The organism is Rhizorhabdus antheiae (genome assembly GCF_049889055.1).
In the GTDB taxonomy this organism is placed as follows: Bacteria; Pseudomonadota; Alphaproteobacteria; order Sphingomonadales; family Sphingomonadaceae; genus Rhizorhabdus.
In genome coordinates this window covers 37,114-62,300 of sequence record NZ_JBLTWO010000006.1, presented here as the reverse complement: position 1 = coordinate 62,300, position 25,187 = coordinate 37,114, and the positions used below count along the sequence as shown (strand labels likewise).

19 protein-coding genes are annotated in these 25,187 nt (G+C 65.5%); 9 read left to right on the top strand and 10 right to left on the bottom strand.

The window, feature by feature from the left end; translation table 11 throughout:
* Nucleotides 1–182: 182 nt before the first annotated feature.
* From ACNI3R_RS12630 to ACNI3R_RS12620, 3 genes are all read left to right on the top strand, one after another.
* Complete coding sequence (locus tag ACNI3R_RS12630) at nt 183–2,456, top strand: TonB-dependent receptor (RefSeq protein WP_426183795.1); 2,274 nt, start codon at nt 183–185, stop codon at nt 2,454–2,456.
* Nucleotides 2,457–2,657: 201 nt separating this feature from the next.
* Nucleotides 2,658–4,325 (top strand): peptidase M61, encoded by a 1,668-nt coding sequence (locus tag ACNI3R_RS12625; protein ID WP_426183793.1) that lies wholly within the window; start codon nt 2,658–2,660, stop codon nt 4,323–4,325.
* Between the two features lie 45 nt (nt 4,326–4,370).
* Nucleotides 4,371–5,021, top strand: coding sequence for a calcium-binding protein (locus ACNI3R_RS12620; RefSeq protein ID WP_426183791.1), 651 nt, complete (start codon nt 4,371–4,373; stop codon nt 5,019–5,021).
* A gap of 72 nt (nt 5,022–5,093) precedes the next feature.
* Here the strand turns inward: ACNI3R_RS12620 and ACNI3R_RS12615 are convergent, their stop codons facing one another.
* The 3 genes from ACNI3R_RS12615 to ACNI3R_RS12605 form a co-directional block, all read right to left on the bottom strand.
* Nucleotides 5,094–6,650: a carboxylesterase/lipase family protein gene (locus ACNI3R_RS12615; RefSeq protein WP_426183789.1), complete on the bottom strand. Its 1,557-nt coding sequence runs from the start codon at nt 6,648–6,650 to the stop codon at nt 5,094–5,096.
* Between the two features lie 108 nt (nt 6,651–6,758).
* Complete coding sequence (locus ACNI3R_RS12610) at nt 6,759–7,529, bottom strand: metallophosphoesterase family protein (protein WP_426183787.1); 771 nt, start codon at nt 7,527–7,529, stop codon at nt 6,759–6,761.
* Nucleotides 7,530–7,668: 139 nt separating this feature from the next.
* Nucleotides 7,669–8,946 carry a sugar transferase gene (locus ACNI3R_RS12605; protein WP_426183785.1) on the bottom strand — a complete coding sequence of 426 codons (1,278 nt, stop codon included), beginning with the start codon at nt 8,944–8,946 and terminating at the stop codon, nt 7,669–7,671.
* 376 nt (nt 8,947–9,322) lie between these two features.
* Here ACNI3R_RS12605 and ACNI3R_RS12600 point away from each other — a divergent pair, with 376 nt between their 5' ends.
* The 6 genes from ACNI3R_RS12600 to ACNI3R_RS12575 all read left to right on the top strand — a co-directional run bounded on the left by ACNI3R_RS12600 (nt 9,323) and on the right by ACNI3R_RS12575 (nt 16,226).
* Nucleotides 9,323–9,706 (top strand): hypothetical protein, encoded by a 384-nt coding sequence (locus tag ACNI3R_RS12600; protein ID WP_426183783.1) that lies wholly within the window; start codon nt 9,323–9,325, stop codon nt 9,704–9,706.
* 268 nt (nt 9,707–9,974) lie between these two features.
* Nucleotides 9,975–10,424 carry a hypothetical protein gene (locus ACNI3R_RS12595; RefSeq protein WP_426183781.1) on the top strand — a complete coding sequence of 150 codons (450 nt, stop codon included), beginning with the start codon at nt 9,975–9,977 and terminating at the stop codon, nt 10,422–10,424.
* A 167-nt stretch (nt 10,425–10,591) separates the two neighbouring features.
* A complete protein-coding gene (locus tag ACNI3R_RS12590) occupies nt 10,592–12,040 on the top strand; it encodes an O-antigen ligase family protein (protein WP_426183779.1) in 1,449 nt (482 codons plus the stop codon).
* 4 nt (nt 12,041–12,044) lie between these two features.
* Nucleotides 12,045–12,755: a polysaccharide biosynthesis/export family protein gene (locus tag ACNI3R_RS12585; RefSeq protein ID WP_426183777.1), complete on the top strand. Its 711-nt coding sequence runs from the start codon at nt 12,045–12,047 to the stop codon at nt 12,753–12,755.
* A gap of 34 nt (nt 12,756–12,789) precedes the next feature.
* Nucleotides 12,790–15,006, top strand: coding sequence for a GumC family protein (locus ACNI3R_RS12580; RefSeq protein ID WP_426183775.1), 2,217 nt, complete (start codon nt 12,790–12,792; stop codon nt 15,004–15,006).
* Nucleotides 15,007–15,065: 59 nt separating this feature from the next.
* Nucleotides 15,066–16,226, top strand: a complete 1,161-nt coding sequence (locus ACNI3R_RS12575) for a hypothetical protein (protein ID WP_426183773.1) — start codon at nt 15,066–15,068, stop codon at nt 16,224–16,226.
* A gap of 3 nt (nt 16,227–16,229) precedes the next feature.
* Here ACNI3R_RS12575 and ACNI3R_RS12570 read toward each other — a convergent pair whose 3' ends face one another.
* From ACNI3R_RS12570 to ACNI3R_RS12540, 7 genes are all read right to left on the bottom strand, one after another.
* On the bottom strand, nt 16,230–17,462 hold the full coding sequence (locus ACNI3R_RS12570; RefSeq protein ID WP_426183771.1) for a glycosyltransferase family 4 protein: 1,233 nt from the start codon (nt 17,460–17,462) through the stop codon (nt 16,230–16,232).
* Nucleotides 17,463–17,484: 22 nt separating this feature from the next.
* Nucleotides 17,485–19,164, bottom strand: a complete 1,680-nt coding sequence (locus ACNI3R_RS12565; protein WP_426183769.1) for a heparinase II/III domain-containing protein — start codon at nt 19,162–19,164, stop codon at nt 17,485–17,487.
* A gap of 209 nt (nt 19,165–19,373) precedes the next feature.
* Nucleotides 19,374–21,509, bottom strand: a complete 2,136-nt coding sequence (locus ACNI3R_RS12560) for a bi-domain-containing oxidoreductase (RefSeq protein ID WP_426183767.1) — start codon at nt 21,507–21,509, stop codon at nt 19,374–19,376.
* Entirely contained in the window at nt 21,506–22,288 is a 783-nt protein-coding gene (locus ACNI3R_RS12555) for an AglZ/HisF2 family acetamidino modification protein (protein WP_426183765.1), read from the bottom strand. Before ACNI3R_RS12555 ends, ACNI3R_RS12560 begins: the two co-directional genes overlap by 4 nt.
* A complete protein-coding gene (gene hisH / locus ACNI3R_RS12550) occupies nt 22,288–22,896 on the bottom strand; it encodes an imidazole glycerol phosphate synthase subunit HisH (RefSeq protein ID WP_426183763.1) in 609 nt (202 codons plus the stop codon). Before hisH ends, ACNI3R_RS12555 begins: the two co-directional genes overlap by 1 nt.
* Entirely contained in the window at nt 22,893–24,029 is a 1,137-nt protein-coding gene (locus ACNI3R_RS12545) for an N-acetyl sugar amidotransferase (protein WP_426183761.1), read from the bottom strand. The genes hisH and ACNI3R_RS12545 overlap by 4 nt, the downstream gene beginning before the upstream one ends.
* Nucleotides 24,026–25,177: a glycosyltransferase family 4 protein gene (locus tag ACNI3R_RS12540; RefSeq protein WP_426183759.1), complete on the bottom strand. Its 1,152-nt coding sequence runs from the start codon at nt 25,175–25,177 to the stop codon at nt 24,026–24,028. Before ACNI3R_RS12540 ends, ACNI3R_RS12545 begins: the two co-directional genes overlap by 4 nt.
* Between the last annotated feature and the right edge of the window lie 10 nt (nt 25,178–25,187).

Sequence of the window (25,187 nt, the reverse complement as noted above, 5' to 3'; positions counted from 1 at the left end):
CAGGTTCGAATCAGAATAAATATGGCGGACGACGACGGCTAATTTGTTGCGGCCTCGGTTAGGGATGCTCGCAAGTCCGACGACGATAGTTGCGGGTGGCGAACGGGCCCGAGGCGTAGCGCGCGAGGCGGCTGGTCCAAGGGGGCGGCGGCGATCCGTGGGTTCAGTGGAGGTACGAAAGAATGAAGACCTTTAAACAAGCCATCTCCATGTCGGCAGCGGTCGTCGCTCTTGCAGCGTCGATGCCGGCCGTCGCGCAAGACAAGCGCCCGGCGGACGACAACGCCGCAGGTGACATCGTCGTGACCGCGCAGAAGCGTGCCGAGCGCTTGATAGACGTGCCTGTGGCGATCAGCGCGATTTCCGCCGACACGCTCACCTCGCAGAACATCAACCGTCTGTCCGAATATTTCGATCGGGTGCCCGGCCTGCAATATTCGAACCAGCGCGTCGCAGGTCTTGCGCTGCGCGGCGTTACCACCGGTGGCGCTACGGCACCGACCGTTGCCCTGCTCGTCGACGATGTCCAGTTTGGCGGTACCACCGGCACCGGCCAGCCGCCGCTGCCGGATTTCGATGCGAGCGCGGTCAGCCGGGTCGAGGTGCTGCGCGGCCCGCAGGGTACGCTTTACGGTGCGTCGAGCCTCGGCGGGCTGATCAAATATGTGCTCAAGGAGCCCGATCTTCAGGCCTTTTCCGGTCGTGTCGAACTGGGCGGCACCGCCGTATCGCATGGCGACACCGGCTATGCGCTGCGCGGTTCGGTCAACGTTCCGATCACCGACTGGCTGGCGGTGCTGGGCAGCGGCTTCAAGCGCGAGGACGCTCCCTATCTCAACAATGCCAATCCGCAGGCTTTGAAGGCCAAGGACGTCAACACCCGGGACGTCTGGGGCTTTCGCGGCGCCGCGCTGATCAAGCCGGCCGACAATTTCCGCCTGGTCCTCTCCGCGCTGCGGCAGAAGACCGATGCGATGAACAGCGACCTTGCGATCACCGCGGGCGGCGTGCCGGTGTGCGTCGCCTGCACGCTTGGCGCAGCGCCGATCCCGGCGACCGCCCGGACCACCTTCGAGCCGGTCTATGGCGACCTCACGATCCGCTCGCTCGATTCGATCAACAAGGCCAAGTTCCAGCTCTATTCGGCGCGCGGGGAACTCGATCTCGGCGGCGTCACGCTGACCTCGATCAGTGCATGGAGCCGGGCGGACAATGTCATCACCAGCGACGTGACCAATGTCTTCGGCGGCCTGCTGCGGTCGCTCTACGGCCTCGCGACGCGGCCGACCGTCCAGATCGCCAACGCCGACAAGACGCATAAATTCTCCCAGGAAGTGCGGCTCGGCGGCGATATCGGCACCAGTTTCACCTGGCTCGCCGGGGGCTTCTACACGGTCGAGCATGCCGCGACCAACCAGACGCTGATTGCTTCGGGCAGCCTGACCGCCACGCCCTATATCGGAACCGGACCCGGCACCTATCGCGAATATGCCGGCTTCGGCGACCTCACCTGGCACGCGACCGACAAGCTCGATATTCAGGTCGGCGGCCGCTACGCGCACAACAAGCAGCATAACGAGTCCACCCTGATCACCTCGGCCCAGACCGCACCCGTTTTCGGCTCGGGCACCACGATCGCGGACTCCAGCGACAGCGCCTTCACGTGGCTGATCTCGCCGAGTTACCATTTCTCGCGCGACATCATCGCCTATGCCCGCGTCGCCACCGGCTATCGGCCCGGCGGTCCCAACATTGCCGCTCCGCCGTCGGTTCCGCAGTCGTTCGGCTCGGACAAGGTCATCAACTATGAGCTGGGCTTCAAGGGCAAGGTCGTTCCCGGCCTGCTGACGATCGATCTTTCGCTGTTTCAGATCGACTGGAAGGACATCCAGCTTCAGGGCACCGATTCGATCAGTTCGCTCACCTTCCTGTCCAATGGCGGCAAGGCGCGCAGCCGCGGTCTCGAGTTCGCGACCACGCTCACCCCATGGGCGGGCATGACGATCGATACCAACCTGACCTTCACCGACGCGACCTTGACCGAGGATCTGCCGACCATCGTCAACGCGACGGGGCTGCGCGGCCTCGATGGCGATCGTCTGCCATTCTCGGCCCGCGTCGCCGCCAACATCACCGCGAACCAGAGCTTCCCGCTCGGCGACCGGCTCGAGGGAACCCTCGGGTTCACCGTCGTCTATCTGGGCGATCGTGCGGGTACTTTCGTCACCAATGCGGCGAACGCGACCCGTCCGCGCATCACCCTGCCGGGCTATACCACCGTGGACGTTCGCGGTGGCCTGACCTTCGACGAGGTCTGGGGCGCGAACGTCTATGTCCGCAATCTGTTCGACAAGCGTGGCGTGGCCGCAGCGGACAACCGCAACGGCGTCAACGTGCCGACCGCGCTGTTCATCCAGCCGCGCACCTTCGGCCTGACGCTGACGCGGTCCTTCTGATTCGTGCGGGGGGCAGCGCTCCCGCGATAGGAAAGGGTGATGCGCACGTCGTGGAAGGTGCGCATCTTTTCGGGGGGCGGTATCGAGGTTGAGATGATGCAAGGATCGACGATCGGGATTTTTCTGACGGCCTTTTCCTTGCCTCTCGCCCTGAGCGCGGCTTCCATGGCAGGTGCGGCGGAACGACACGGTTCCCTTGCCGTGACGCTGGCGCCCATCGCCGCACCCGCCGCCCCGACGACCGTCGGTTCGGTCACCGTGACGCTCCGCTTCGAAGGCCTGACGTCCGCGAAGGGCGAGCCGCTGCTGCGCCTGCCTATGGTCAGCAGCAATGTCGACAGCGTCGCGACCGTCATCACGTCCATCGACGCCCGTGACGCGAAGGGCCCGCTGCATCTGGTTCATCGCGACGTCGACTTGCCCGAAACCGGCATGCGCGATGCCGTTGGAGGCGGTCCATCGCGCGAGTGGATCGCGGACAGGACCGTCGAAGGCCCGGTCACGCTACGCTACAGCCTGCCCGCCCATGCGACCCTGCCGCCGCGCGGGCCCGCGCCGCCTTTTTCCTTTTCCGCTGATGGCGGCGGGGTATCGGCCGCTGGGCACGTCTTCCTGCTGCTGCCGCCGGGCGATCATCAGTACCGGACCACCTATGGCTGGGACCTGTCCCGCGCGCCGAGAGGCAGTCGGGGCGTCAGTTCGCTGGGCGAAGGGACGGTGACTGCCGCCGAACCGCTCGATGGCGAACAGATCCGCATGAGCTTCTTCATGGCCGGGCGGATCGGCACCTATCCGGCGAAGGTCCCGAGCGGCGGTTTCTTCGGCGCGTGGCAGGGGGCTCCTGCCTTCGACGCGAGCAGCCTGCTCGCCTGGACCGGCACGCTCTACGATCATTATGCCCGCTTCTTCGGGCAGAAGACATCGCCGCCCTATGGCGTGTTCCTGCGCTACAACCCGATCAACGCGGGCGGGGGCGTAGGCCTGTTCCGGTCCTTCGTGACGACCTTCGGCCGGGGCAAGGGATCGAACGCCGAGAAGATCAAGCTGACGCTGGCGCACGAGATGTTCCACACCTTCCAGCCCTTCATCGGCAACCCGGCAGGGCTCGAATCCTCCTGGTTCGGCGAGGGGCTGGCAACCTACTATCAGGCGTGGCTGCCCTTCCGTTTCGGCATGATCGGGCCGGAGGCGTATATCGCCGACGTCAACTGGACGGCCGCGCGCTATTATAGCAGCGCGATGGCGACGGTCCCCAATGCCGAGGTGCCCAAGCGGTTCTGGGCGGACACCCGCATCCGCACGCTGCCCTATGATCGCGGCATGCTCTATTTTGCGACGGTCGATGATGCGATGCGCAAGGCGTCGGGCGGCCGCAAATCCCTCGACGATCTGGTCTTCGCGATGCTGGCGCTCGAAAAGTCGGGCAAGGTCACCGACAATGGCGACTGGGAAAAGCTGCTCGCCGTCGATCTCGGCCCAAAGGCGGTCGAGGCTTTTCGCGCCTTTCTCGCCGGAGCAATGCCGTTGCCCGCGTCCGATGCCTTCGGACCATGCTTCCGCCGGTCGACTGCGAAGCTGCGGCGCTACGAACTGGGCTTCGCGACCGACGTGCTGGCGCAGCCGAAGCGGATCGTTCGCGGCCTGGTGCCTGGATCGGCCGCCGCACTTGCGGGGCTCAGGGATGGTGACGAGATCGTCGATCCCGTGCCGCAGGATGGGATCCAGGGGGAGCAGACCGAACTGCTCCGTCTCCGCATCCGTCGAGGCGCGCGCGAGTTTCCGGTCGCCTATCTGCCGAGGGGCGAGACCGTGGAAGTCTATCAGTGGGTTCCGGCGGCCGACAAGATGGACGAAGACTGCGCACAATAGGCAGTTCGTGCTGCGCAATATATTCGGGAAATGAGGCTCCAGGTCGTGGCGTGCTGGCACGGTCATCGTCGCGAAGGAGCAGCGGCCAGCGGTGGACTCGATGGCGGAGATTATCTGTACGGGTCGGATGGTTCCGACTATCTTCAGGGTAATGCCGGCAATGATATGCTCGAAGGTGGTACCGGTCCGGACCGTATCAATGGCGGTGCCGACAATGACGAAATCCTCGGCGACTTCGGCAACGACAGCATCGACGGCAATCGTGGCGATGACAGGATCGATGGAGGTTATGGCGACGACTTGCTCTTCGGGAACGACGGGAGCGACAGGCTGATCGGCGGCGACGGCGAGGATGTCATTCTATTCGGGGGCAACAGCGCACTTATCGCTGGAGGCGCTCAGGATGTGATTGACGATTTCGAGGACGGGACGGATCGAATTTGGGTCGACTATCAGGTTGCGTCAGTGTTGACGGCAAATGGTCCGGCCGCTTCCGACCTCGCCGCCGCGACCGCCACGGCGCAGCTTCTGTTCGCCATCCATAGTGGCAGGTCCGAGGTCGCGCTGGTCAAGGTCGGAACCGATACCTATCTTTTCTACTCGCAAGGCAATGACGGCGTCGCTGACTCGTCCGTTCGGCTGGCGGGCGTCGACCCGGCAAATATTATGCTGAGCGATTTCGCGCTGGCGGTTTGATCGGGGCTCGGGTCGCATTGGACATAAGGATGCGGAGCGGATCCGCTTCGCAAACCCAGGACACCTCCCTGCTCAGCCGACGTCGAAGCGCGCGCCGTCCCACAGGCTCCGCTCGCCCTCGTCGAGGCGCGTCACCGGCCTGTCCTTCGCATCGAACACCATCGTCTGCGGCGCATCCGGCCGGTGCAGCGGCCAGTCCGCGCCCGGCTTGCCGCTGCGGATGAACGATATCCAATGGGCGTGCATGCGGCGGGCGAGTGCTTCGGCTGCGGGGCCTTCGGGGCCGAGGAAGGCGCTTTGCGGGTCGCGGACCTTGTCCCACACCAGCGGCAGTTCGGAGCCGTGGACGGCATAGCCCGCATTCGGCGCCGCGCCGCGCGGCATGTCGAGGCGGTAGAGCCAGGTCGGGCGACGGGCGCTTGCGTGGGCGGCGGCGGTGCGAAGCGTCGGCAGCCAATATTCCTCGGCGGTCAGCGCGCGGTAGCGGCGGTCGACGGGAGATAGCGCGGGGAAGTTGCTGGTGTAGGCGTCATAGGCCGGGGCGAAGGCCTCGATCGCCATATTGGCCAGATCGCCCTGCACCACCGTTCCGTCGCGCGCGGCGTTCGGGCCGAAAAAGGCGATCTCGTCGCGCGTCGTGCCGATCAGCAGCGGGACCGGTGCGGCGCGGCCGTCGCGGATCATCGACAGCGGCAGATCGGGCAACACGCTCCCGTCGACCACGGCGCGGAACGGATATTTGCGCGGCCAGCCCTTCAGGAGCTTGAGCTGCGCCGCGAGCAGTGCGGCGCCGTCGAGCGTCAGCAGGTCGCGCGCATCGGATGCGCCGGTCAGTTCGGCGAACGCCCGCGCCATGCGGGCCGCGCCGTCCTTGTCGATCGCGGTTTCCGCGCCGCCGCTCTGGACGATCGCGCGGCTGAACAGGCCGCGGGCGGCGGGCATGGCGAGCAGGGCGCAGACATTCTTGGCCCCGGCACTCTGGCCGCCGATCGTGACCTGGCGGGGATCGCCGCCGAAGGCCGCGATGTTCGCACGGACCCAGCGCAGCGCCTCGACGATGTCGAGCAGCCCGTTATTGCCGCTGCCCGCATAGTCCGCGCCCAGCAGCGAGGAGATGTCGAGAAAGCCCAGGGCGCCGACCCGGTAGCTGATCGTGACGCAGACGATGCCGTGGCGCGCGAAGCGGCTGCCGTCGAACACCGGCATTCGGCTCGATCCGGCGACATTGCCGCCGCCGTGAATCCACAGATAGACCGGGTGCGGGCCGGGGGTGGCGGGCGTCCAGATATTCAGCGCCAGGCAGTCTTCCGACTGGGGCAGCGGCCCCGGGCCGTAGAGGCCGGGGGCCGGCGGTTGCTGGAGCGGCGCAGGCGCGAAGCCGGTCGCATCGAACAGCGCGGTCCGGCGGGCAGGTGGACGTGGCGAGCGGAAGCGCAGCGGGCCGATGGGAGGCGCTGCGAAGGGAATGCCGAAATAGGCGGTTCCGTTGTCCGTCGCCACGCCCCGCACCGGACCTTCGCAGGTTTCTGCGATTCCGCCTGTGTCGCCGGAAGAACGGCCCGCTGCGGCGAGAGCCGGGGCGTGCGCCGCGATGAGCGCTGTGGAGGCAAGAAAGGTCCGGCGGTCCATGGGCGATTTTCCACTGGCAAGCCGCCACCGAGATTGGCGACAATGGGACGGCTAGCGGCTTCCCGATGTCGCAGCCACCATGTCAGCGTTGCGTTGACCGCACTGGTACTATGGGGCCTCGGTCTGGAGGAGCCAGCGCTCCTCGCCTTCGATCGCGAGCGCGGTCAGTCGGCCCGAGGCATAGGCGCCGGTGTCGATGCCGATCCGGTTGTCGCGCTCCTCCACCTCGGTGCGCACCGAATGGCCATGGACGACGACTGCGCCATGGTCGCCCTCGTCGTTGAGGAACTCGCCCCGGATCCAGCGCAGGTCCGCGCCCTGCTGCTGGTCGAGCGGAATGCCCGGGCGGATGCCGGCATGGGCGAAATAATAGTCCGCCGCGCGGTAGCTGTGGCGCAGCCGGCGCAGCCAGGCGAGATGCACCGGGGGAATATGCGCGCGGACGAGATCGATCACCCCGGCCGGGTCGGCCTTGTCATAGTCGGCAGCGGCGGCGCCATAGCTCAGCAGGGTTTCGCGACCGCCCATCTTGTGGAACATGGCGGCGGCCTTGCGGTTGCCCTCCGCCACCGCGATCAGCACCTCTTCATGGTTGCCGCCGAGAAAGACGACGCGCTCGTCGCCGGTGTCGAGCTTGATCAGCAACTCGACGACCGAGGCCGAATCGGGACCGCGATCGATATAATCGCCCAGGAACAGCAGGCGCGTGTCGGTCTCGCCGCGCGCCTCGTCGTCGCGGTCGATCCGCCGAAGCAGCTCGTCGAGCAGATCATAGCGGCCATGGATGTCGCCGATCGCATACCAGCGCTGGCCTTCAGGCGCGCGGGCTCGCTGCGGCCTGAACCGCCGTCGCCATGGAAGGAAATCGCGCAATCCCATTGGTCACCCGTCCTGATGTCGCGCAGGCCCGGCGGGTCCGGTGGAGCCGATCCGGCCTCCGGGCGCCGCGACGCGGCTTCCGATAGTGAGTCGGGGCGGGCTTATCCAGCCCTTGTGCGGCTGGAGCGGCGTTGCGGCCTTACTTCGCGCCGAAGCCGGTGATCGCGATCTTCGCGGTCCGGATCGCGATGAGGATGTCGATCCAGAGCGAGAAATTCTTGATATAGTAGAAATCATATTGGAGCTTGTGATGCACCGCGTCGAGTTCGGTCACATGCCCCTGGTTGACTTGCGCCCAACCGGTGATGCCGGGCCGGACGATGTGGCGGTACAGATAGAAGGGAATCTCGCTCTCATACCATTGCGAGAGTGACAGCACCTCGGGGCGGGGGCCGATCCAGCTCATCTCGCCGCGGATGATGTTGAAGATCTGCGGCAGTTCGTCGATCCGGGTGCGCCGCAGCCAGCGTCCGACCCGGGTGATGCGGCAGTCGGCATGCTGGGTCTGCGCTGCGGCCATGTCGGCCTCGCCCTCGTCGCATTGGCGCATCGTCCGGAATTTCACGATACGGAACGGCCGGCCACCGGCCCCGACGCGCGTTTGCCGGAAGAGGGCAGGGCCGGGCGAATCGAGCCGGATCCACGCGCCGACGATCAGGAACAAGGGCGTTAACAGCGGCAGCAGCAGCAGTGCCGACACCAGATCTACCGCACGTTTGGCCTTGCGCCAGGCAAGATTGGGCAGCAGCGAGCCGAAGTTGTTCTCGGAGAGATGTTCGATCGAAACCCGGCCGGTGATCGATTCGAGAACCTGTTTGCTGTGGAGCACCGTTCGTCCCATCACCGCAGCCTCGGCCAGCATCCGGTCCCAGGCCGGGTCATGATCGTGGCGGAAATCCGCGACGATGAAGGCCGAAGGGTCGTCGGGCACGACCGGCTGGCGAAGCCGGATCCATTCGACCTCCCTGGGCAGGGTGAGCCCGTGGAGGTCGAACCCCGGCACGACATAGAATCGACGGCGCGTGCGTGGCAGCAGATAGATGCTCAGCAGGAAGAACAGCGTGATCGTCGCCAGCAAGGTCGACGAGAAATATATCCGGTTATATTGCAGCCTGAGCGCGAACAGTGCCGCCAGGACCAGGCCGAACGAGCCGACGAAGGCGGGCAGGATGAAGCCGAAGGCGCGTGTGCCCGGATAGGCGGTGACCCGGCGCAGCATGATCATCCCGACGGTCATGGCGATGGTCGCGCCCAGGAAGCTGTTCAGAAAGCCGGACGATTCGAGCGCCTGGTCGAAACTGTCGAATCGCAGATAGGTCGGCAGGATGACGGCGAGGGTAAATCCCAGCAGAAACTGTGCAGACAGGGCGTTGAACGCGCTGGCACGGGCCCGCGGAACCTGCAGTTCGCGACTCATGAGCACTGTAGGCTCACTCCCTTTATCCCACGCATCGACCGCCATGGCATAATCTTAGACCGGTCAGGCCGGCGATGCAGTGACATCGCGCACAGCTGATCTGCCGGTTCCGACTATGCCAAATAGCCGCGCTACGTGATTCGCCCTGCATCGATCGCCCCCACGAGACGATGCTGCTTTCCCGTCGCGCAATTTGGAAACTATAGCAATCCTTAACTGTTAGTCGCGATGAAGGGGCGACCGAAGGCAATTATCCGTTGCGTCCAGAGGCCCGTACCGCTAAGGAAAACATGTCTGAGTCAGGAGACCGGTTGTGAAGAGCGTTCGTAAAGTTGCAGTTTCGCTTGCGATTCTCGCCATTGCATCGGCTCCTGTCGTGGCCGCTGTTGCGCCCACTGGCGCGACGCTGAGCAAGGAAGCCGCTAAGGCGATCGGTTCCAAGATGCGCGCCGGCGTCGTCATGAAGCTCGGCAAGCGCGTCAACAAGAAGAGCGTTGAACTCGCCCAGCTCGAAAGTGCCGCTGGTGGTGCCGGCACTACCACCGGAAGTGTTGGAGCGGGAGCGGGCTCTACCGCAGGTGCGGCTGGCGGCGCAGGTGCGGCTGGCGGCGCAGGCGCGGCTGGTGCGGGCGCTGCCGGTGCGGGCGCAGCCGGAGCCGCAGCGGCTGGTGGCATCGGTGTTGCCGGTGCTGTGGGTGGCGTTGCCGCTGCGGCCGGCGCGGCGGCTGCTGCCACTTCGGATAGCTCCAACAGCCCGTGATCCGGGCGATCATTCGGTGAACAGAAAGGGCGGCTTTTGCCGCCCTTTTTTGTGCCTTCCGGCCGGCCTATGCTTTTCGTCACATCGGAATGGAAGGTCGTGCTATAAGCACCATCGAGACTATTGAAATCTCTGCGCAATCCCGGATTGCCGCCATGCGGCGGCGGGCATAGGGCGGGGAAATCATTATATGTCCACAGCACGCTTTGTTTGCCTTGCGGTGGCCTTGGCGCCCCCGAAAAATGCCGACCCATCCGGGAGATTGGTTATGCGTAGCTTTCGTAAAGTAGCGGCTTCTGTTGCGATCCTTGCGGTCATATCTGCGCCCGTGATTGCGGCCGTTGCACCCACCGGCGCGACGACGATGACCAAGGAGGCCATCAAGGCGATCGGCTCCAGGATGCGCGCCGGCGTCGTGATGAAGCTCGGCAAGCGTGTCGCCAAGAAGAATGTTGAGCTGGCCCAGGCCGCAGGTGCCGGTGCTGGCGCCTTCGGAAGTGGGGCTGGTGCCGGCGCTGGTGCGAGCGCAGGCGCGGCTGGCGCAGCCGGTGCTGGTGCCGCCGGAGCAGGCGCTGCAGCCGCCGGAGCAGGCGCTGCGGCCGCCGGAGCAACGGTAACGACGGCTGCCCTCGTTGGCGGTGTGGCTGCCGCGGGTGCAGTAGCTGGTGCCGCCGTTGCCGTCTCCAACAGCTCGGGCGGCAACGGAACCAGCCCGTAAGCGACCGTTGAGGGGTTGAGGGCGGGGCGGTTTCGGTCGCCTCTCATGGCGGGTCTGTGCAATTCGGCATAGCGGCCGATCATCGCACTGGACCAGGCTGGCCCCGATCACGTCGCCTGCCGCAGCAGCATGATTGCTGCCAAGTCTATGCCCGGATAAAGGAAGGCATGAAGATCGCCCGCAGCGCCGTCCCGTCCGTCCCGTCGGCATGCTTCTGGGCGCTGGCCGGCTTTCTTCTCCTCGCCTTCGCGACCGGCGGCGGATCACGCTATGACATCCAGTCGCTTGTGGTGTTGCGATCGATGGCGGCGCTCCTTCTTGCCTTCGCGTTTTGGGGTGTGGAACTGCGCCATCTGCGCAACCTGGCCTCGCCGCTGCTGCTGTTCGCTGCCATGGCGCTGCTGATTCTGCTCCACCTCGTTCCGCTGCCCTGGGCCCTGTGGTCGTCCCTGCCGGGGCGCGACACCATCGTCGCCATCGACGCGGCGGCGGGGCTGGGTCACATATGGCGGCCGTTGGCGCTCGCCCCGGTCGGCGCCTGGAATGCCTTTTTCAGCCTGCTTCCGCCCATCGCCGTGCTGATCGCCGGCGCGCGACTGACCGCCCGGGAACGCCGGACTCTCGTCATCCCGCTGCTGCTGCTCGCACTGGCCAGTTCGGTGGTCGCGCTGCTTCAACTGAGCGGCGGGGAAAGCAGCCCGCTCTATCTCTATCGCATCACCAATGACGGCGCCGCCGTCGGGCTGTTCGCCAATCGCAACCATCAGGCGGTCTTCCTCGCCTGCAGCTTCCCGCTGCTGGCAGTTTTCGCGTCCCCGTCTGCCTTTCCGCGCTGGGACAGGCGCATCCGCGTCGGTATTGCCGCTGCCTGCGGTGCGTTCTTCGTGGCCCTGATCCTCGTCACCGGATCGCGGGCCGGGCTGCTGACGATGGTGGTCGGTCTGGCTGCGGCAGCACTGCTGAGCCGCAGCGATTCGGGCGCGCGGGGCCGAGCGGCCTTCTGGCGCGGGACCCGAGCCTGGGCGGTCGCGGCAGGCCTCCTCCTTCTGCTCGCCTCGATCGTCGCGCTTGCAGGGCGTGCGGAGTCGATCGACCGCCTCCTGTCGAGCGACGGGGTCGGCGAGGGCCGCTATCGCGCCTGGGGTCCGATACTGGACATGGCGCTGCATTATTTCCCGGTCGGATCGGGCATCGGTTCCTTCGCCGAGGTCTATCGTCTCGACGAGCCCTATGCATTGCTCGACTGGACCACCTTTCTGCGCGCGCATAATGATCCGCTCGAACTGCTCGTCACAGGTGGCGCGCCGGCCATGCTGCTGCTGGCGGTTGCCGTTGCGGGCTATGTGCGCCAATGTGTTCGCTGGTGGCGTGCCGGCAACAGGGAGGGCGGGCGCTCGGTGACCAAGGGGGCTGCGCTTTGCGTGATCTTGATTCTCGGGCTGGCGAGCCTGGGGGATTATCCGTTGCGCACCCCGGCGATCGCCTGTCTCTTCTGTGTCATGCTGCTGTGGCTTTACGGGGCTGACGACGCGGGCAGGCATGATAAATCGTTTGACGGCGGGCCTTCCGATCCTAAGACGAGCACTTCATATGAGGGTCGCGGAAGTAATGCGTAATTGCTTGACTTTACTTGGCTTGGCGCTGGCTCTGTCGGCCTGCGCCAGCACACCGGAGATCGGTGGCGCGCCGAATATCGAAGTTCTCAACGCGACGGAACTTCCGGTGCCGGAGCGTGGCGAGACGTTCACCGTCGACCGGCCCTATATCGTCGGGCCGTTCGACAAGCTTCGCATCGACGTGTTCGGCATTCCCGAATTGTCCGACCGCAAGGTTCAGGTCGACGCCAGCGGACGCATTTCCTTTCCGCTGATCGGCGCGCTCACGATCGCCGGCAGCACGCCGGGCGAGATCGAGCGGCTGATCGAGACCAAGCTGGCTGCCAGCTATGTCCGCAACCCGCAGGTCAGCATCAACCTCGAGGAAACCGTCAGCCAGGTCGTGACGGTCGAGGGCCAGGTCAAGAAGCCCGGCCTGTTCCCGGTCGTGGGCCGCATGACCCTGCTGCGCGCCATCGCCCTGTCCGGCGGCACCGACGAGTTCGCGAAGCTCAACGAGGTCGTGATCTTCCGCACCGTGAAGGGCGAGCAATATGCCGCGCTCTACAACCTCAAGGCGATCCGGCTCGGGGCTTATCAGGATCCCGAGGTCTTCGCCAACGACGTCGTCGTGGTCGGCGAGTCGCGGGCGCGCCGCGTGTTCAAGGACTTCCTCCAGGTCCTTCCGGCGCTGTCGACTCCCATAATTTTCGGCGTCGATCGGCTGAACCGATGATCGCGCGCCCGGCCGTCTATTGTGAGTGCTTCCGATGAGTAATGCTGCCGACGTTCAGGGGCTGGGGCCGGCGGGTCCTGCCGAGGGCTTTAGCGACAGCTACGCGCTGCCGCCGATCCTCAAGCAATATTGGCACACCGCCGTCCGCTGGAAATGGCTGATCCTCGCCATCATCGCGGCGGCGCTCGCCACGGGCCTGATCGTCACCCTGCTGACCCCGTCGCGCTACACGGCCAAGGCGCAGATCGAGATCAGCCGCGAGCAGAAGAAGGTCACCAAGGTTCAGGGTCTCGATTCGGACAATGCCGATCGCGATCTCGAATTTTACGAAACCCAATATGCGCTGCTGCGCGCCCGTTCGCTCGGCGAGCGGGTGGCGAAGGCGATGGGCCTGGCCCGTCGTGACGACTTTTTCGTGGCGCATGGCGTCAAGCTCGATGCCGAGCGGCATGGCCTGAACGGGCGCGGCAACCTGACCCCGGCGCAGATCGAGGCGCGCGAGGGGCTCGCGGCCAATCTGCTGCTCGGCAATATCGCGGTGCAGCCTGTCCGCCGCTCGCGCCTGGTCAACATCTCCTACACGTCGCGCTCGCCGAAGGTGTCGGCAGAGGTCGCCAATGCCTGGACGCGGCAGTTCATCGCCGCGAGCATGGACCGCCAGCTGGCATCGACCGCCGATGCACGCAGCTTCCTCGAAGGCAGGCTGGCCAATCTCCGCGCCCGGCTGGAGCAGTCCGAGCGTGACGTCGTCACCTACGCCACCAAGAATGATATCGTGACGCTGAGCTCGTCGCGCGATTCGGATGGCAAGACCCAGATGCAGCGGACGATGGTCGCGACCGACCTCGAGGCGCTGAACGCCGCGCTGAACGCCGCGACGGCCGATCGCATAGCGGCCGAGAGCCGTGCTCAGGGCGGGGGGGCGAGCGAGAGCGTCGATGTGATCGGCAACGCGACGATCGCCCAGCTTCGCCAGCGCCGGGCCGACAGTGCCTCCGAATATGCCAAGCTGATCGCGCGTTTCGAGCCCGGCTATCCGACGGCCCAGGCGCTGATGAAGCAGATCCAGTCGCTCGATGATGCGATCGCCCGGGAAACGGCGCGCGTGGTGAACAGCCGGGTCCAGACCTATCGCGAGGCGGTCAAGCGCGAGAATGAGCTGAAGGCCCAGGTCAGCACCCTCAAGGCGCGCCTCGACGACCAGCAGCACGACGCGATCCAGTACAACATCTATCAGCGCGAGGCGGATACCAACCGCCAGCTTTATGATGCGCTGCTGCAGCGCTACAAGGAGATCGGCATCGCCGGCATGGTCGGCGTCAGCAACATCGTGATCGTCGACGATGCGCTCGTGCCGGGCGGACCTTCTGCACCGAGCCTGCCGAAGAATATGGCGATCGCGCTGGCGATCGGCCTCGGTCTGGCGATGCTCGCCACGCTGGGTCTCGAGCAGATCGATGAGGGCGTCAGCCATCCGGGGCAGATCCACCAGATGTTCCACCTGCCGATGCTTGGTCATGTCCCGCTCAGCGAGGGCAATGTCGCGGAAGGGATCGACGATCCCAAATCCTATGTGTCCGAGGCCTATTTCTCGATCCGGTCGAACCTTGCCTTCACGACCGATCATGGGGTGCCGCGTTCGTTCATCGTCACCAGCACGCGGCCGGCCGAAGGCAAGTCGACCTCCTCCTATGCGCTTGCGCGGATCATCGGCCGGACCGGCAAGCGTGTGCTGCTGGTCGACGGCGATATGCGCTCGCCCGATGTCCACCATCTGGTCGGCATCGACAATGTCGCGGGGCTGTCCAACCTGCTCGCCGGCGAGGACAATGTCGCCTCGCTGATCCGCGAGACCAAGCATAAGGGCGTTTCGGTCCTCACCTCGGGGCCGAAGCCGCCCAGCGCCGCCGAACTGTTGAGCAGCGACCGGATCCGGCAGCTCGTGCTCGAACTCCAGTCGATGTACGATCATGTCGTGATCGACGCGCCGCCGATCCTCGGCCTCAGCGATGCGCCGCTGCTCGGACGTGCGGTCGAAGGTGCGGTGCTGGTCATCCAGGCGGAAGGGGCTGCGGTGCGCGGCATCCGCGCGGCGATCAGCCGCCTGCGCATGGTCAACACCCATATCTTCGGCACCGTGCTGACGAAGCTCAAGGCGAGCGAACTCGCTTATGGTTACGGCTATGGTTACGGTTACGGCTATGGTTATGGTTATGGCTATGGCGACGATGTCGCCAACAAGGCGGCGTGACCGGATACATCGATAGCCGGCCGCGGCGTCCGGGACCCGGGAACATCGCGGCTATCGTTTTGAGCCTCGCGTTGGGGCTTGCCGCTGGAGCCGACTCGCTCGCCAATTTCTGGCGGATATCCGATCCCGATCGGGCCCTGAGTCTGCGCCCGGACGATGCCGTCGCGCTGACGCTGAAGGAAGACCGGCTTCGCGCTTATGAAGACGCGACAGTCGCCGACGTGCCCGTCATGGCGGCGATCGCGCGGACTGCGCTGCGGAGCGATCCACTCAATCCCGTCGCCTTGCGGCAACTGGCGGTGGCGGAGTCTATGGCGGGGAGAGAGCCGGCGTCCGATCGGCTGATCGATCTCGCGCACCGCGTCTCGCGGCGCGATATCGGCACCACCTGGCTGCTGATCAACCGGAGCCTCGACCGCGGCGATGCCGCCGGGATGGCGCGCAGTTTCGACGAAGCCCTGACCACCAGCGCGGGTGCGGCCGAACTGCTGTCCCCGGCGCTGGCGGACGGCCTGTTCGATGAAGGGGTCCGCAATGCACTGCTGCCCTATATCCGGGCTAATCGGCCGTGGATGCCGGCCTTCCTGCGCTACGCCGCAGCGGGCCCCGAGACGGCCTCCGATACCGCGCGCATGGTCCTGGCGGCGGGTGGCCTGCCGGCTACGCGCAGCTATGCGGACACCGATGGCTATGTGCTGACCGGTCTCGCAGCGCGGCGGGATTTTCTCCTCGCAGCGCGCTACCTGCGCGAGGCCGTCAGGTTTCCCGCCGGCTTTGCGGCGGATATGACGGTCGGCCCGGCAAGCCTCGACAGCCGTGCTGGTCCCTTTGGATGGCGCTTCAACAATGGAGCGGAAGGCAGCGCGCTGGCCGGTGATGGCAATGCCATCATCGTACGGGCCGAAGCGGATCGTCGCGTGCCTGTATCGGACCGGATACTCATGCTCGCGCCGGGACGCTACAGCCTCAGCCTGCGGGGCACCGTTCCGGACGGACGCGCGCCGGCCACGGCGGAGGTGGCACTGCGCTGCATCGGTTCTCCGACGACGGATCTGATCGTGAACCCAGTGGCCGTGAGTACCACGGCCGCGCCCGTCAGTCTTGTCTTCGTGGTCCCCGCCGATTGCCCCGCCCAGCGGATCGAAATCGTGGCGATCAGCAGGGCGATCGATGGCGAGGGGGAATTGACCTTGTCGGACTGGCGGCTCGACCGCCTCTGAGCCTCAGCGCTTGCGCACCAGCGTGGTGAGCAGCGTGAGCATGTCGAGCGCCAGCGCCCGCCGGCTGTAACGCGCGGCGGCGGGCGGACCCGCGAGCGACAGGCGGGTCCGCAACTCCGTATCGCCGGCCATGGCTTCAAGCGCATCGGCCAGCGCCTGGGCGTTCTCCGGCTCGAAGGCTATGCCGACACCTTCCTGCGCCACGATCCCGGCGGACTCCCCCTCGACGCCGTGCAGGATGGGGATGCCCATGCCCATGCACTCGAAAATCTTGGACGGAATAACCGTCTTGAACAGATCCTCGCGCTTCAGGTGCACGATCGAGGTGTCGAGCAGCGACCAGTAGCGGACGACCTCGTCCTTGGGGACGCTCTCAAGGAACAGGATATTGGTCAGCCCGCGCCTCTCGGCATCGGCCTTGAGTCGGGCGCGTTCTGCGCCATCGCCGAGCATCAGGATGCGGATGCGGCGAGTCTCGTCGCGGCCGGCGAGCAGCGCGGCGGCATCGACGAGCGTGTCGAGTCCATGGGCAAGGCCATGGGTGCCGATATAGCCGGCGACGAAGCAGCCCTTGAGCCCGAGGCTCTCGACCAGCTGCGCGTCCTTGGGAAGAGGGTGGAATCGATCGGTGTCGACGCCGTTGGTGACGACATGAATCTTTGCGCCGTCGATCCCGCGCCGGACCAGATTGTCCTTGAAGGCATGGGTTACGGAGACGACTGCCGCGGCCTTGCGATAGAGATGCAGTTCGAGCTTCTCGAGCAGGTCGAGCAGCCGATCCTGCCGGATCGCGGTCACCGCGCGGATCGACTCCGGCCAGATGTCGCGCAGTTCGAAGACCCAGGGCCGTCGCTTGACGAGGCCGGCCATGCGAGCCGCGCAGGCGGTGAAGAACTGGGGAGATGTGCCGACGATCAGGTCCACCCGGCGCACGAACAGCGAGGCGATGAAGGCGCTGACCATGAAGCTCAGATAGTCGACGATGCGCAGAGCGAAGCCCTCGTTCGCGCTGATGAAGGTCCAGACGCGGATCACCTCGATCCCATCCATCGTCTCGCGCTGCCACAGCCGGTTGCGATAGCCGTCGAACAGCCTGCCCTTTGGGAAATTGGGCGCGCAGGTGATCACCACCACCGAATGCCCTTCGCGGACCCATTCGCGGCAATGCTCGAAGGTGCGGCTCGCCGGGGCGTTCACCTCGGGCGGGAAATTGTCGGTAAGGAAGAGCAGCCGCATCGATCCTATCTCCCTTGTCGTTTCAGGCCCAGGCGATCCGGCTGACGACACCCGCCGCAAATCGATCGCATGACGCGCGAACGACCAGTCGCTGCGTCGGCTGCTCCACGCCCAGATCGGGCCACCAACAGGCCGTTTCCGCGACGACCGGCAGATCGCAGGTCAGGATCGCCTCGGCAGTCGAGCCTCGCAGCCGCCACCGTGTCTGCGACAGCGGTTCGGCGGACACGGATGGATGGAGCAGGAAGCCGATGCTGGCGTCGCGCGATGCCCGACCCGTGATCCTGTCCTCTATGTCCAGGCCGTCAGCCGTCATGGCGAAGCGGCGGCTGTGCCGCGGCCGTCCCGGCAGATGGGTGAAGCCGTCATGCTCCCCTTCGAGCAGGAAGCTGTCCTGTCCGGCCTGCCACGCCTTGACGCGAACCCTAGGTCTGCGCCCCACGCGGAAGCGGCCGAAGAAATCGGCCTGATCTGCACCCTCGATCGCCAGCGTATTGTGGTGTGCGCAGGAGCGGCTCGCCTGCCGGCGATCACCCGCCGTATATTCGAACACGCCTTGGTCGACGATCAAGCGCTCGCCGCCCAGCGACAGTTCGAAGCTCAGCACGTCGCCATGGCTATGGGCCGGCAGTTCGTCCGGGCCGATCGGGCCGCAATCGGCGACGAGATAGGCACTGTCGTTGCGCGCGCCGAAATATCCGGCCTCGGGACAGGCGAAAACGGCGCGCGGGGCGGGCTGGGTGCCGCCGATCCGCGCATAGCCGTCGAGGCAGGCTTGGGGCGCATAGGCCATGGTCAGGCCGGAATCGTTGAAATGGGCGGGCAGGCCATCGGGGTGGGCGAGGTCCGCCAGGATCTGGGCCATGGCGGGCAGGCGCGCATCGAGATCTGCCGCAAGCGCGGCGTCGATCGGCAGGCTGCGTATCTCGATCAGATCGGCGAAGACCTGGGCATGATAGGAGGCCGAGCGTTCAAAATGGACCCCATCGGAGAGAATCTGGGCGGCAAGTTCGCTGCGCAACAATTTCGCGCCGATCCGTCCCCAGTTCTCCGCTTCGTCTCCCTTGAAATAGGCCGATGCCCACAACAGCGCCTTGGCGTTCTTGATCAGATGATTGCCGCCGATATCGGTTTCGACATAGTCGACCAGATAGCGCAATTGTTCGGCTAGGCTGTGGGCGATCCGGGCCTCGGCCTCCTGCGGAAGGCCCTCCGCATGGCGCGCCACGAACTGCATCCACACCACCACGCGCAGCGAGATGGTGTAGGGAAACCAGATGTCGCGCCAGAAGCCGTTTCGGACGGGCGGGTTATCCTCGATCCAGTGGAGGATCCAGTCGAGCCCCTCGGCTGCCGTCGCCTCCTCGAGAAATTCCATATAATGGAGATGCATGCGCCAGAGCTGCGCGGCGACGCCCGTGTCCCGTGCGGACCAGTCGATCGGCGTTCCCACCGGCTCCTCATGATCCAGGAAGCGCAGCTTCAGCACCGCGTCGTCGCGATCGATCATACCCGTGCGCAGCGCCAGCACCGGTTGCGGCAGGTGCGCGGCGCGCCGTGGGGCGGGGCCGTCAAAGCGCGGCGGCCGCACGTCGCTCCAGTGTCGCTTGGCGGTCAGGATGAGCCTGCGCAGGATCTGGCCCGGTGGCACATGGCGCGCGAAGGTGAGCTCCTGTGTAAGGCGCTGGTAAAAGTGCATCATGCCTCGGTCTTTATGCGTCTCGATTGGAGCTGTTCTCGTTCTGATGCCAATAGATCAAGCTCCAGATCCCCAATGTGATGCGCTCGACAATTTATTGCGTGATTGTGCTGGGCCTGAGACCGCTTAGCAGCTCCACCGTTCTTCTATGGAAAGATTTCTGCCCGACGCTCGCCGCTTCCCTTCAGCGCCACACCTGGATCGCCGCCCGCTCATTCCCGTAGCAGTGCAGCCGCTTCGATACTGGCGCGGCTCACCTCGATGATCTCGTCCAACGCGATCGGTGCAGCGCTCCCGGCCCTGATCGAATCGAGGAAGGCGGCTGCGCAGGCCTGCTGGCCCTTGTCCTGCTTCCAGCTGCGCTTGCGACGGAAGGCGCCGAAGCCCCAGCCCTCGAGCAGCCGGAAATTGTCGAGCCGCAATATCCTGCCCCCCGCGAACAGCTCCAGCCGTTCCTTGGGAAAGCCGCGATCGCCATTGGCGAGATAATGGATCGTGCCCGTCGATCCGTCGGCAAAAGCCAGCTGGATCGTCGCGCTGTCTGGGCATGCTGCGCGCTGGTCGGGGCGGCCTAGCGGCATCGCCCGGACGGTTTCGATCGGCGCACCGGCGAAGAAGCGCAGAAGATCGATGAAATGGCAGGCCTCGCCGACGATCCGGCCGCCCCCGATCGCAGGATCCTGCGTCCAGTGATCGGCGGGAATAGCGCCGGCGTTGACCGTCATGATCATCGCCCTGGGACCCGAGACCGGCCGGAGCAACGCCTCAGCCTGGACGATCAGCGGCGCGAAGCGGCGGTTGAAGCCGACCATCAGCTTCTGGCCGGGGCGCGCTTCGGCTTCGCGCTCGATCTCTGCCAGTTCGTCGAGCGTCAGGCAGAGCGGCTTTTCGCAGAAGACATGCTTGCCGGCGCGCAGGGCCGCCAGGACCTGCGCGGCATGGGCGTCGTGGCGGGTCGCGATCACGACGGCATCCACCGCCGCATCGGTCAGCGCGGCATCCTGATCGGTGCTCGCCTGACCGAAGCCATGTTTGCGCGCGAAGTGGACCGCGCTGAAACCACCTCCGCTCACTGCCGTCCGCAGGTCCGCCCCGCCAGCCTTGAACGCCGGCATGAGGACGCGACCCGCATAATTGCCGGCACCGAGAAAGGCGACGCCGGGCATGTCGCTCGTGCGGGTCGACCGAGGGGTGCCGACGGTCACTGTGCGGAGGCCGAGACGGGCGTCGGCCTCCGTATCGGCGGCATAGCGCAGCATGATACCCAGCGAGGGCTCGTCCGATGTCAGCAGCGCGAAGGCGGCTTCAGTGTCGGCGAGGTCGAAGCGGTGCGAGATCAGCGGCGCAACATCGATCGCCCCCGACGCCATGAGGTCGAGCACCGCCTCGAAATTGCGCTGCTCGGTCCAGCGGACATAGCCGATCGGATAATCCTGACCGCCAACCTCATAGCTGGGGTCATAGCGGCCGGGGCCATAGGAGCAGCTTACCTGAAAGCTCAGCTCCTTCTCGTAGAAATCCGCGCGCGAGAGGTTGAGGCCGACGACGCCGATCAGGACGATGCGCCCGCGCTTGCGCGACATCTGCGCGGCCTGCGCGACGATGTCGTTGCTCTTGCTGGCGGCGGTGATCAGCACCGCATCGACCCCGGCCCCGCGCGAGAAGGTGGCGGCGCGGGCGAGCACATCCTCGCCCGCCGCCGGGTTGATCACCTCGGCCCCGAAGCTCTGCGCCATCGCGAGGCGTGTCGGATCGATGTCGATGCCCAGCACGCGACAGCCCTGCGCGCGCAGCATCTGCACGGTCAGCAGCCCGATCAGGCCCAGCCCGAATACCGCCACGCATTCGCCCAGCTTCGGATCGGCGAGCCGGATTCCCTGGAGGCCGATCGCCCCGATCACGGTGAACGCCGCCGCCTCGTCGCTGACCGCGTCGGGAATGCGCGCGCACAAATTGCGGGGTACTGCGACGATCTCGGCATGGTTGCCATTGCTGGCGACCCGGTCGCCGACCGCGAAGCCGTCGACCCCCGCGCCGAGGTCGACTATCCGACCGACATTGCAATAGCCGAGCGCGATCGGCTGATCGAGTTTGCTGCGCACCGCGTCGACCGTCGCGACCACGCCGTCGGTGCGCATCTTCTCGAGCACCTGGCGGACTTTGTCGGGCTGCTGGCGCGCCTTGTCGATCCATCCCGCCTTGCCGAAGTCGACCAGCATCCGCTCGGTCCCGGCCGAGATCAGCGAGTGGCTGGTACGGATCAGCAGCTTGCCCCGGCCGGCGCGGGGCGCGGGCACGTCGGTCAGGCTGGTCGCGCCATTACCGAGATTCTGGAGGATTTGCTTCACCCGCCGAACCCCGCCCGCGACAGCAGCGCGTCCTTCTCTTCCCGATTGGGATAGTTGATCAGCACGGCGCGATACTTCCCCTTGAAAACGAACAGACTGCCCGCTGCCGCCCCGATAATCCCTTCCTGCCGGATCAGCGCAGCGATGTCGTCGAGCGAACCCGCGCCTCCCAGCAGCGTCACGGGTATCGTCACCGCCTCGCGCATCCGGGCGACGAAGTCCAGATCATAGCCGCCCATCTCGCCGTCGCGATCGACCATGTTGATCACGATCTCACCGGCGCCGCGCGCCTGCATCTCGATCGCTACATCGAGCGGTTTCCGGCCGGTTTTGCGCGTCCCGTTGTGCGTGACCACCGTCTGTCCGCCAAGTAGCCCGGTCTTGCGCACGTCGAGGGTGACGACGATGCTCTGCGTGCCGACATGGCGCGCGCTGCGGTCGATCAGCGACGGGTCCGCGAGCGCGGCGGCGCTGAGCGAGACCTTTTCCACACCGAGCGAGATGATCCGGTCGACCTCATCCTCGCTGGCGATGCCGCCGCCATAGCAGAGCGGCATCCGGCATTCGTTTGCCATCCGCGCGATCAGAGCATGATCGGGTGCCAGCCCCTGCCGCGTCGCACCGATGTCGAGAACGATGAGCTCGTCGACCTCCTTCTCGTTGAAGATGCGGACGGCATTGATCGGATCGCCGACATATTTGGGGTCGGCGAAGCGCCGCGTCTTCACCAGGCCGCCATCGCTGAGCAGCAGGCAGGGAATGATGCGTGGGCGCAGCATCAGCCGAGGTCGATTCCCGCAAAATTGGCGAGCAGCCTCACCCCCCAATGGTGGCTCTTCTCCGGGTGGAACTGAACGCCCGCAATATGGTCTCGCCGCACCGCGCAGCAGAAGCGGCCGCCATAGTCGGCCTCGGCGATCGAGGAGTGCGCTGCTTCGGGGACGGCGGCGAACGAATGCAGGAAGTAGAAGCGCGGTGCCGCGAGGCCGGCAAATAGCGGGTCGTCGTCGAGGCGCAGGTCGTTCCAGCCCATATGGGGAAGCGGCAGGCCCTGGCCGGCATCGAGCCGGGCGACATGGCCGGCGATCCAGCCGAGCCCAGGAAGCGAACCTTCTTCGCTGCGGTCGAGCATCATCTGCATGCCGACACAGACGCCGAGCACCGGAACCGATCGTCCGAGAACGGCTTCGTCGAGGGCTTCGCGCAGCCCGGATTCGCCGAGACGCGCCATCGCCCAGTCGAATGCGCCGACGCCGGGCAGGATCAGCCGGTCGGCAGCCGCAAGATCGCCCGGGTCGGCAAGCCTGCGGGCTTCGACCCCGAGCCGCCGGTAGATACTCGCAAAGGCCTCCAGATTGCCGAGCCCATAGTCGACGAGGCCGATCATCTCTTGCCGCCGCGCTCCATTCCGAACAGGCGCATCGCCCGGGCGCCCAGCTTGTATATATGCTGCTGCGAGCGATAGTCGCGAAAACTGCGCTTGGGCAGGGCCATATAGCCGTGCAATTCGCCGACGCTGATGTCGAGCTTGCTCGCCACGAACTCGATCTCGGTGGCGATCGTCGCCTTGTCGTAGCTGGGCGCCTTCAGCCGTTCGATCGCTTCGTCGCGGCTCATCTGGCCGGTCAGGATCAGGCTCGAATATTGTACCTTGCGGACGTCATAGCCGAAGCGCTCCGGCAACCAGTAGCTTTCGTAGAAGCGCGTGAAGCGGGACTCGAAATGCTTCTGCGGATAGGGCTGCCAGCCGAAGCGATCCATCAGCAGCGTCTTTGCGTCCGTCTGGATATAGGGGATCTGGTTGAGCGGGCGGACCACCTTGATGCCGCGCGCATAAGGCAGCCACAATTTGTGCCACAGGATTGAGGTCACCGGGAAGCGGCGGAGCGGCCGGGTGCCGTGCCGGCGATGGATGTCGCGCAGCTGGATGCTGTCGGACTGATAATACATCCATTCTATGGGATTGCGGACGCACTCGGTCGAGTAATTGGCACCCGTCAGGATATGCTTGATCCCGTGCTGCGCAGCGAAGCGGTACATGGTCGCGAAGAAGGCGTGATCCTGCGGCGTGTCGATATGCGGTACGCCCGATTTGAAGAAGGCCAGCTGCAGGTCCTTCATCTCCTCCCAGTCGATGACCTCGGTGTAGAGGTCGAGCCCCAGGCCATCGATGATCCGTTCGATGTTGTTGACCGCGATCTGGCTGTTCCAGCCGGCATCGACGTGAAACACCAGCGGCCGGAGCCCGAAGCGCTCCTTGGCCAGATAGGTGAGATAGGAGCTGTCGACGCCTCCGCTCATACCGATGATGCAATCGAAATCGCGGCCACGACCGGCCTTGCGGATCGCTTCGATCGATGCCTCGAGTTCGGCGCTGTGAGTCTCGCTCGGCTGCCAGTCAGGCAGAATCTGGCTGTCGAAGGTCCGGCAATGGTCGCAAACGCCCGCCGCGTCGAAGTTTATCGCCGCGTCGGTGGTGTCCATCACGCAGCGCGTGCAGACCTGATATGTGCGCATCATTCAGCAAGTCGCTCCCCATGCGATCGCTCGAGTGTCGACAAGAGGAAATCAAAGGTCTGGTCGGCGCAGCGCTGCCAGGAAAAATACTGGGCAATGGCTTTGGCACGCGCGGCATAGGCGTTTGATTCCACCGGGTTACACGCCAAAGCCCCAACTGCATCGGCGATGCTTCCCGGTGACTCCGGATTAAAGAAGGTCCCTCCATCCTGCAAGATGTCCGGCATGGGTCCTCTCTCCGAACAGGCGATCGGCAGACCGGCCGCCATCCCCTCGAGGAGGGTGACCGGCATGCTTTCGCAACTGGATGCAAACAGAAATATTTCGGCACGCGCCAGCAACTCCGGTATCTCCCCATGCGGCACGAAAGGCGCGAGCGTAACGAACTCGCCGTTCGGATCATGCGTGGCCACCGCCGTACGGAGTCGGTCCATCGCCGGACCTGAACCGCCGCCGATGAGCGTCAGCCGTAGCGGTAATCCGCCTTTGCGCAGCTGTGATATCGCCTCGACGACATGCCATTGATGTTTGTAGGGCGCGGCGTTGGAAATGTAGATGCACTCGCGCAGCGGCCCTTTGGCGGCCCGTTCGCTCATGTCCAGAAAGCGCTGATCGATGCCGTGGGGAATGACTGCGGTGCTGCGCAGCGGCCCCGTCACCTGGCCGATCCGTTCGGCCGAATAGCGCGTCAAAAAAATCGCGCCATCCGCCCGCCGCAGTGCTGCGGCCTGGATGCGGCGCAGCGTTTCGAGTCGCAAACGCGCCTTGCCTGCAGGGTAGCGGTCCATCTCGCCGGGCTCGAACGGCAGCATGTCCTGACTCATCGTCACGCTGGGCCGGAAGGGGCATACCGATCCGGCATCGACGTTGAAGAGCAGGTCGATTCCTGCGTCCCTCGCCTTGCCGGGCAGCAGGACACGCTCCCAGAACAGCTCAAGGCCCACTGACGCCTGCCAGCGTCCGGTCGAATGTTTGTGCAGCCAGGGCCGGTCGGGAAGGCGAGCGAGCAGCCCGTCGAAGGCCCAGAGATGGAGCGCGGAAAAGCCATGCCGCTCCGGGTCGCTTCGTTCGACCAGGCCGATAAGGTGCGCGATCGCTCCGCCCGATCGGGCGCGGCATGCATTGATCCCAAAAACGGGCGACGTCGTCATGGCGGAGGCG

Coding starts and splice junctions, on each gene's coding strand:
- ACNI3R_RS12605 (WP_426183785.1), bottom strand. CDS start 8,946: ATGAGTCGCGAACTGCAGGTTCCGCGGGCCCGTGCCAGCGCGTTCAAC.
- ACNI3R_RS12570 (WP_426183771.1), bottom strand. CDS start 17,462: ATGCGGCTGCTCTTCCTTACCGACAATTTCCCGCCCGAGGTGAACGCC.
- ACNI3R_RS12630 (WP_426183795.1), top strand. CDS start 183: ATGAAGACCTTTAAACAAGCCATCTCCATGTCGGCAGCGGTCGTCGCT.
- ACNI3R_RS12595 (WP_426183781.1), top strand. CDS start 9,975: ATGCGTAGCTTTCGTAAAGTAGCGGCTTCTGTTGCGATCCTTGCGGTC.
- hisH (WP_426183763.1), bottom strand. CDS start 22,896: ATGATCGGCCTCGTCGACTATGGGCTCGGCAATCTGGAGGCCTTTGCG.
- ACNI3R_RS12615 (WP_426183789.1), bottom strand. CDS start 6,650: ATGGACCGCCGGACCTTTCTTGCCTCCACAGCGCTCATCGCGGCGCAC.
- ACNI3R_RS12610 (WP_426183787.1), bottom strand. CDS start 7,529: ATGGGATTGCGCGATTTCCTTCCATGGCGACGGCGGTTCAGGCCGCAG.
- ACNI3R_RS12590 (WP_426183779.1), top strand. CDS start 10,592: ATGAAGATCGCCCGCAGCGCCGTCCCGTCCGTCCCGTCGGCATGCTTC.
- ACNI3R_RS12555 (WP_426183765.1), bottom strand. CDS start 22,288: ATGCTGCGCCCACGCATCATTCCCTGCCTGCTGCTCAGCGATGGCGGC.
- ACNI3R_RS12565 (WP_426183769.1), bottom strand. CDS start 19,164: ATGATGCACTTTTACCAGCGCCTTACACAGGAGCTCACCTTCGCGCGC.
- ACNI3R_RS12540 (WP_426183759.1), bottom strand. CDS start 25,177: ATGACGACGTCGCCCGTTTTTGGGATCAATGCATGCCGCGCCCGATCG.
- ACNI3R_RS12545 (WP_426183761.1), bottom strand. CDS start 24,029: ATGATGCGCACATATCAGGTCTGCACGCGCTGCGTGATGGACACCACC.
- ACNI3R_RS12580 (WP_426183775.1), top strand. CDS start 12,790: ATGAGTAATGCTGCCGACGTTCAGGGGCTGGGGCCGGCGGGTCCTGCC.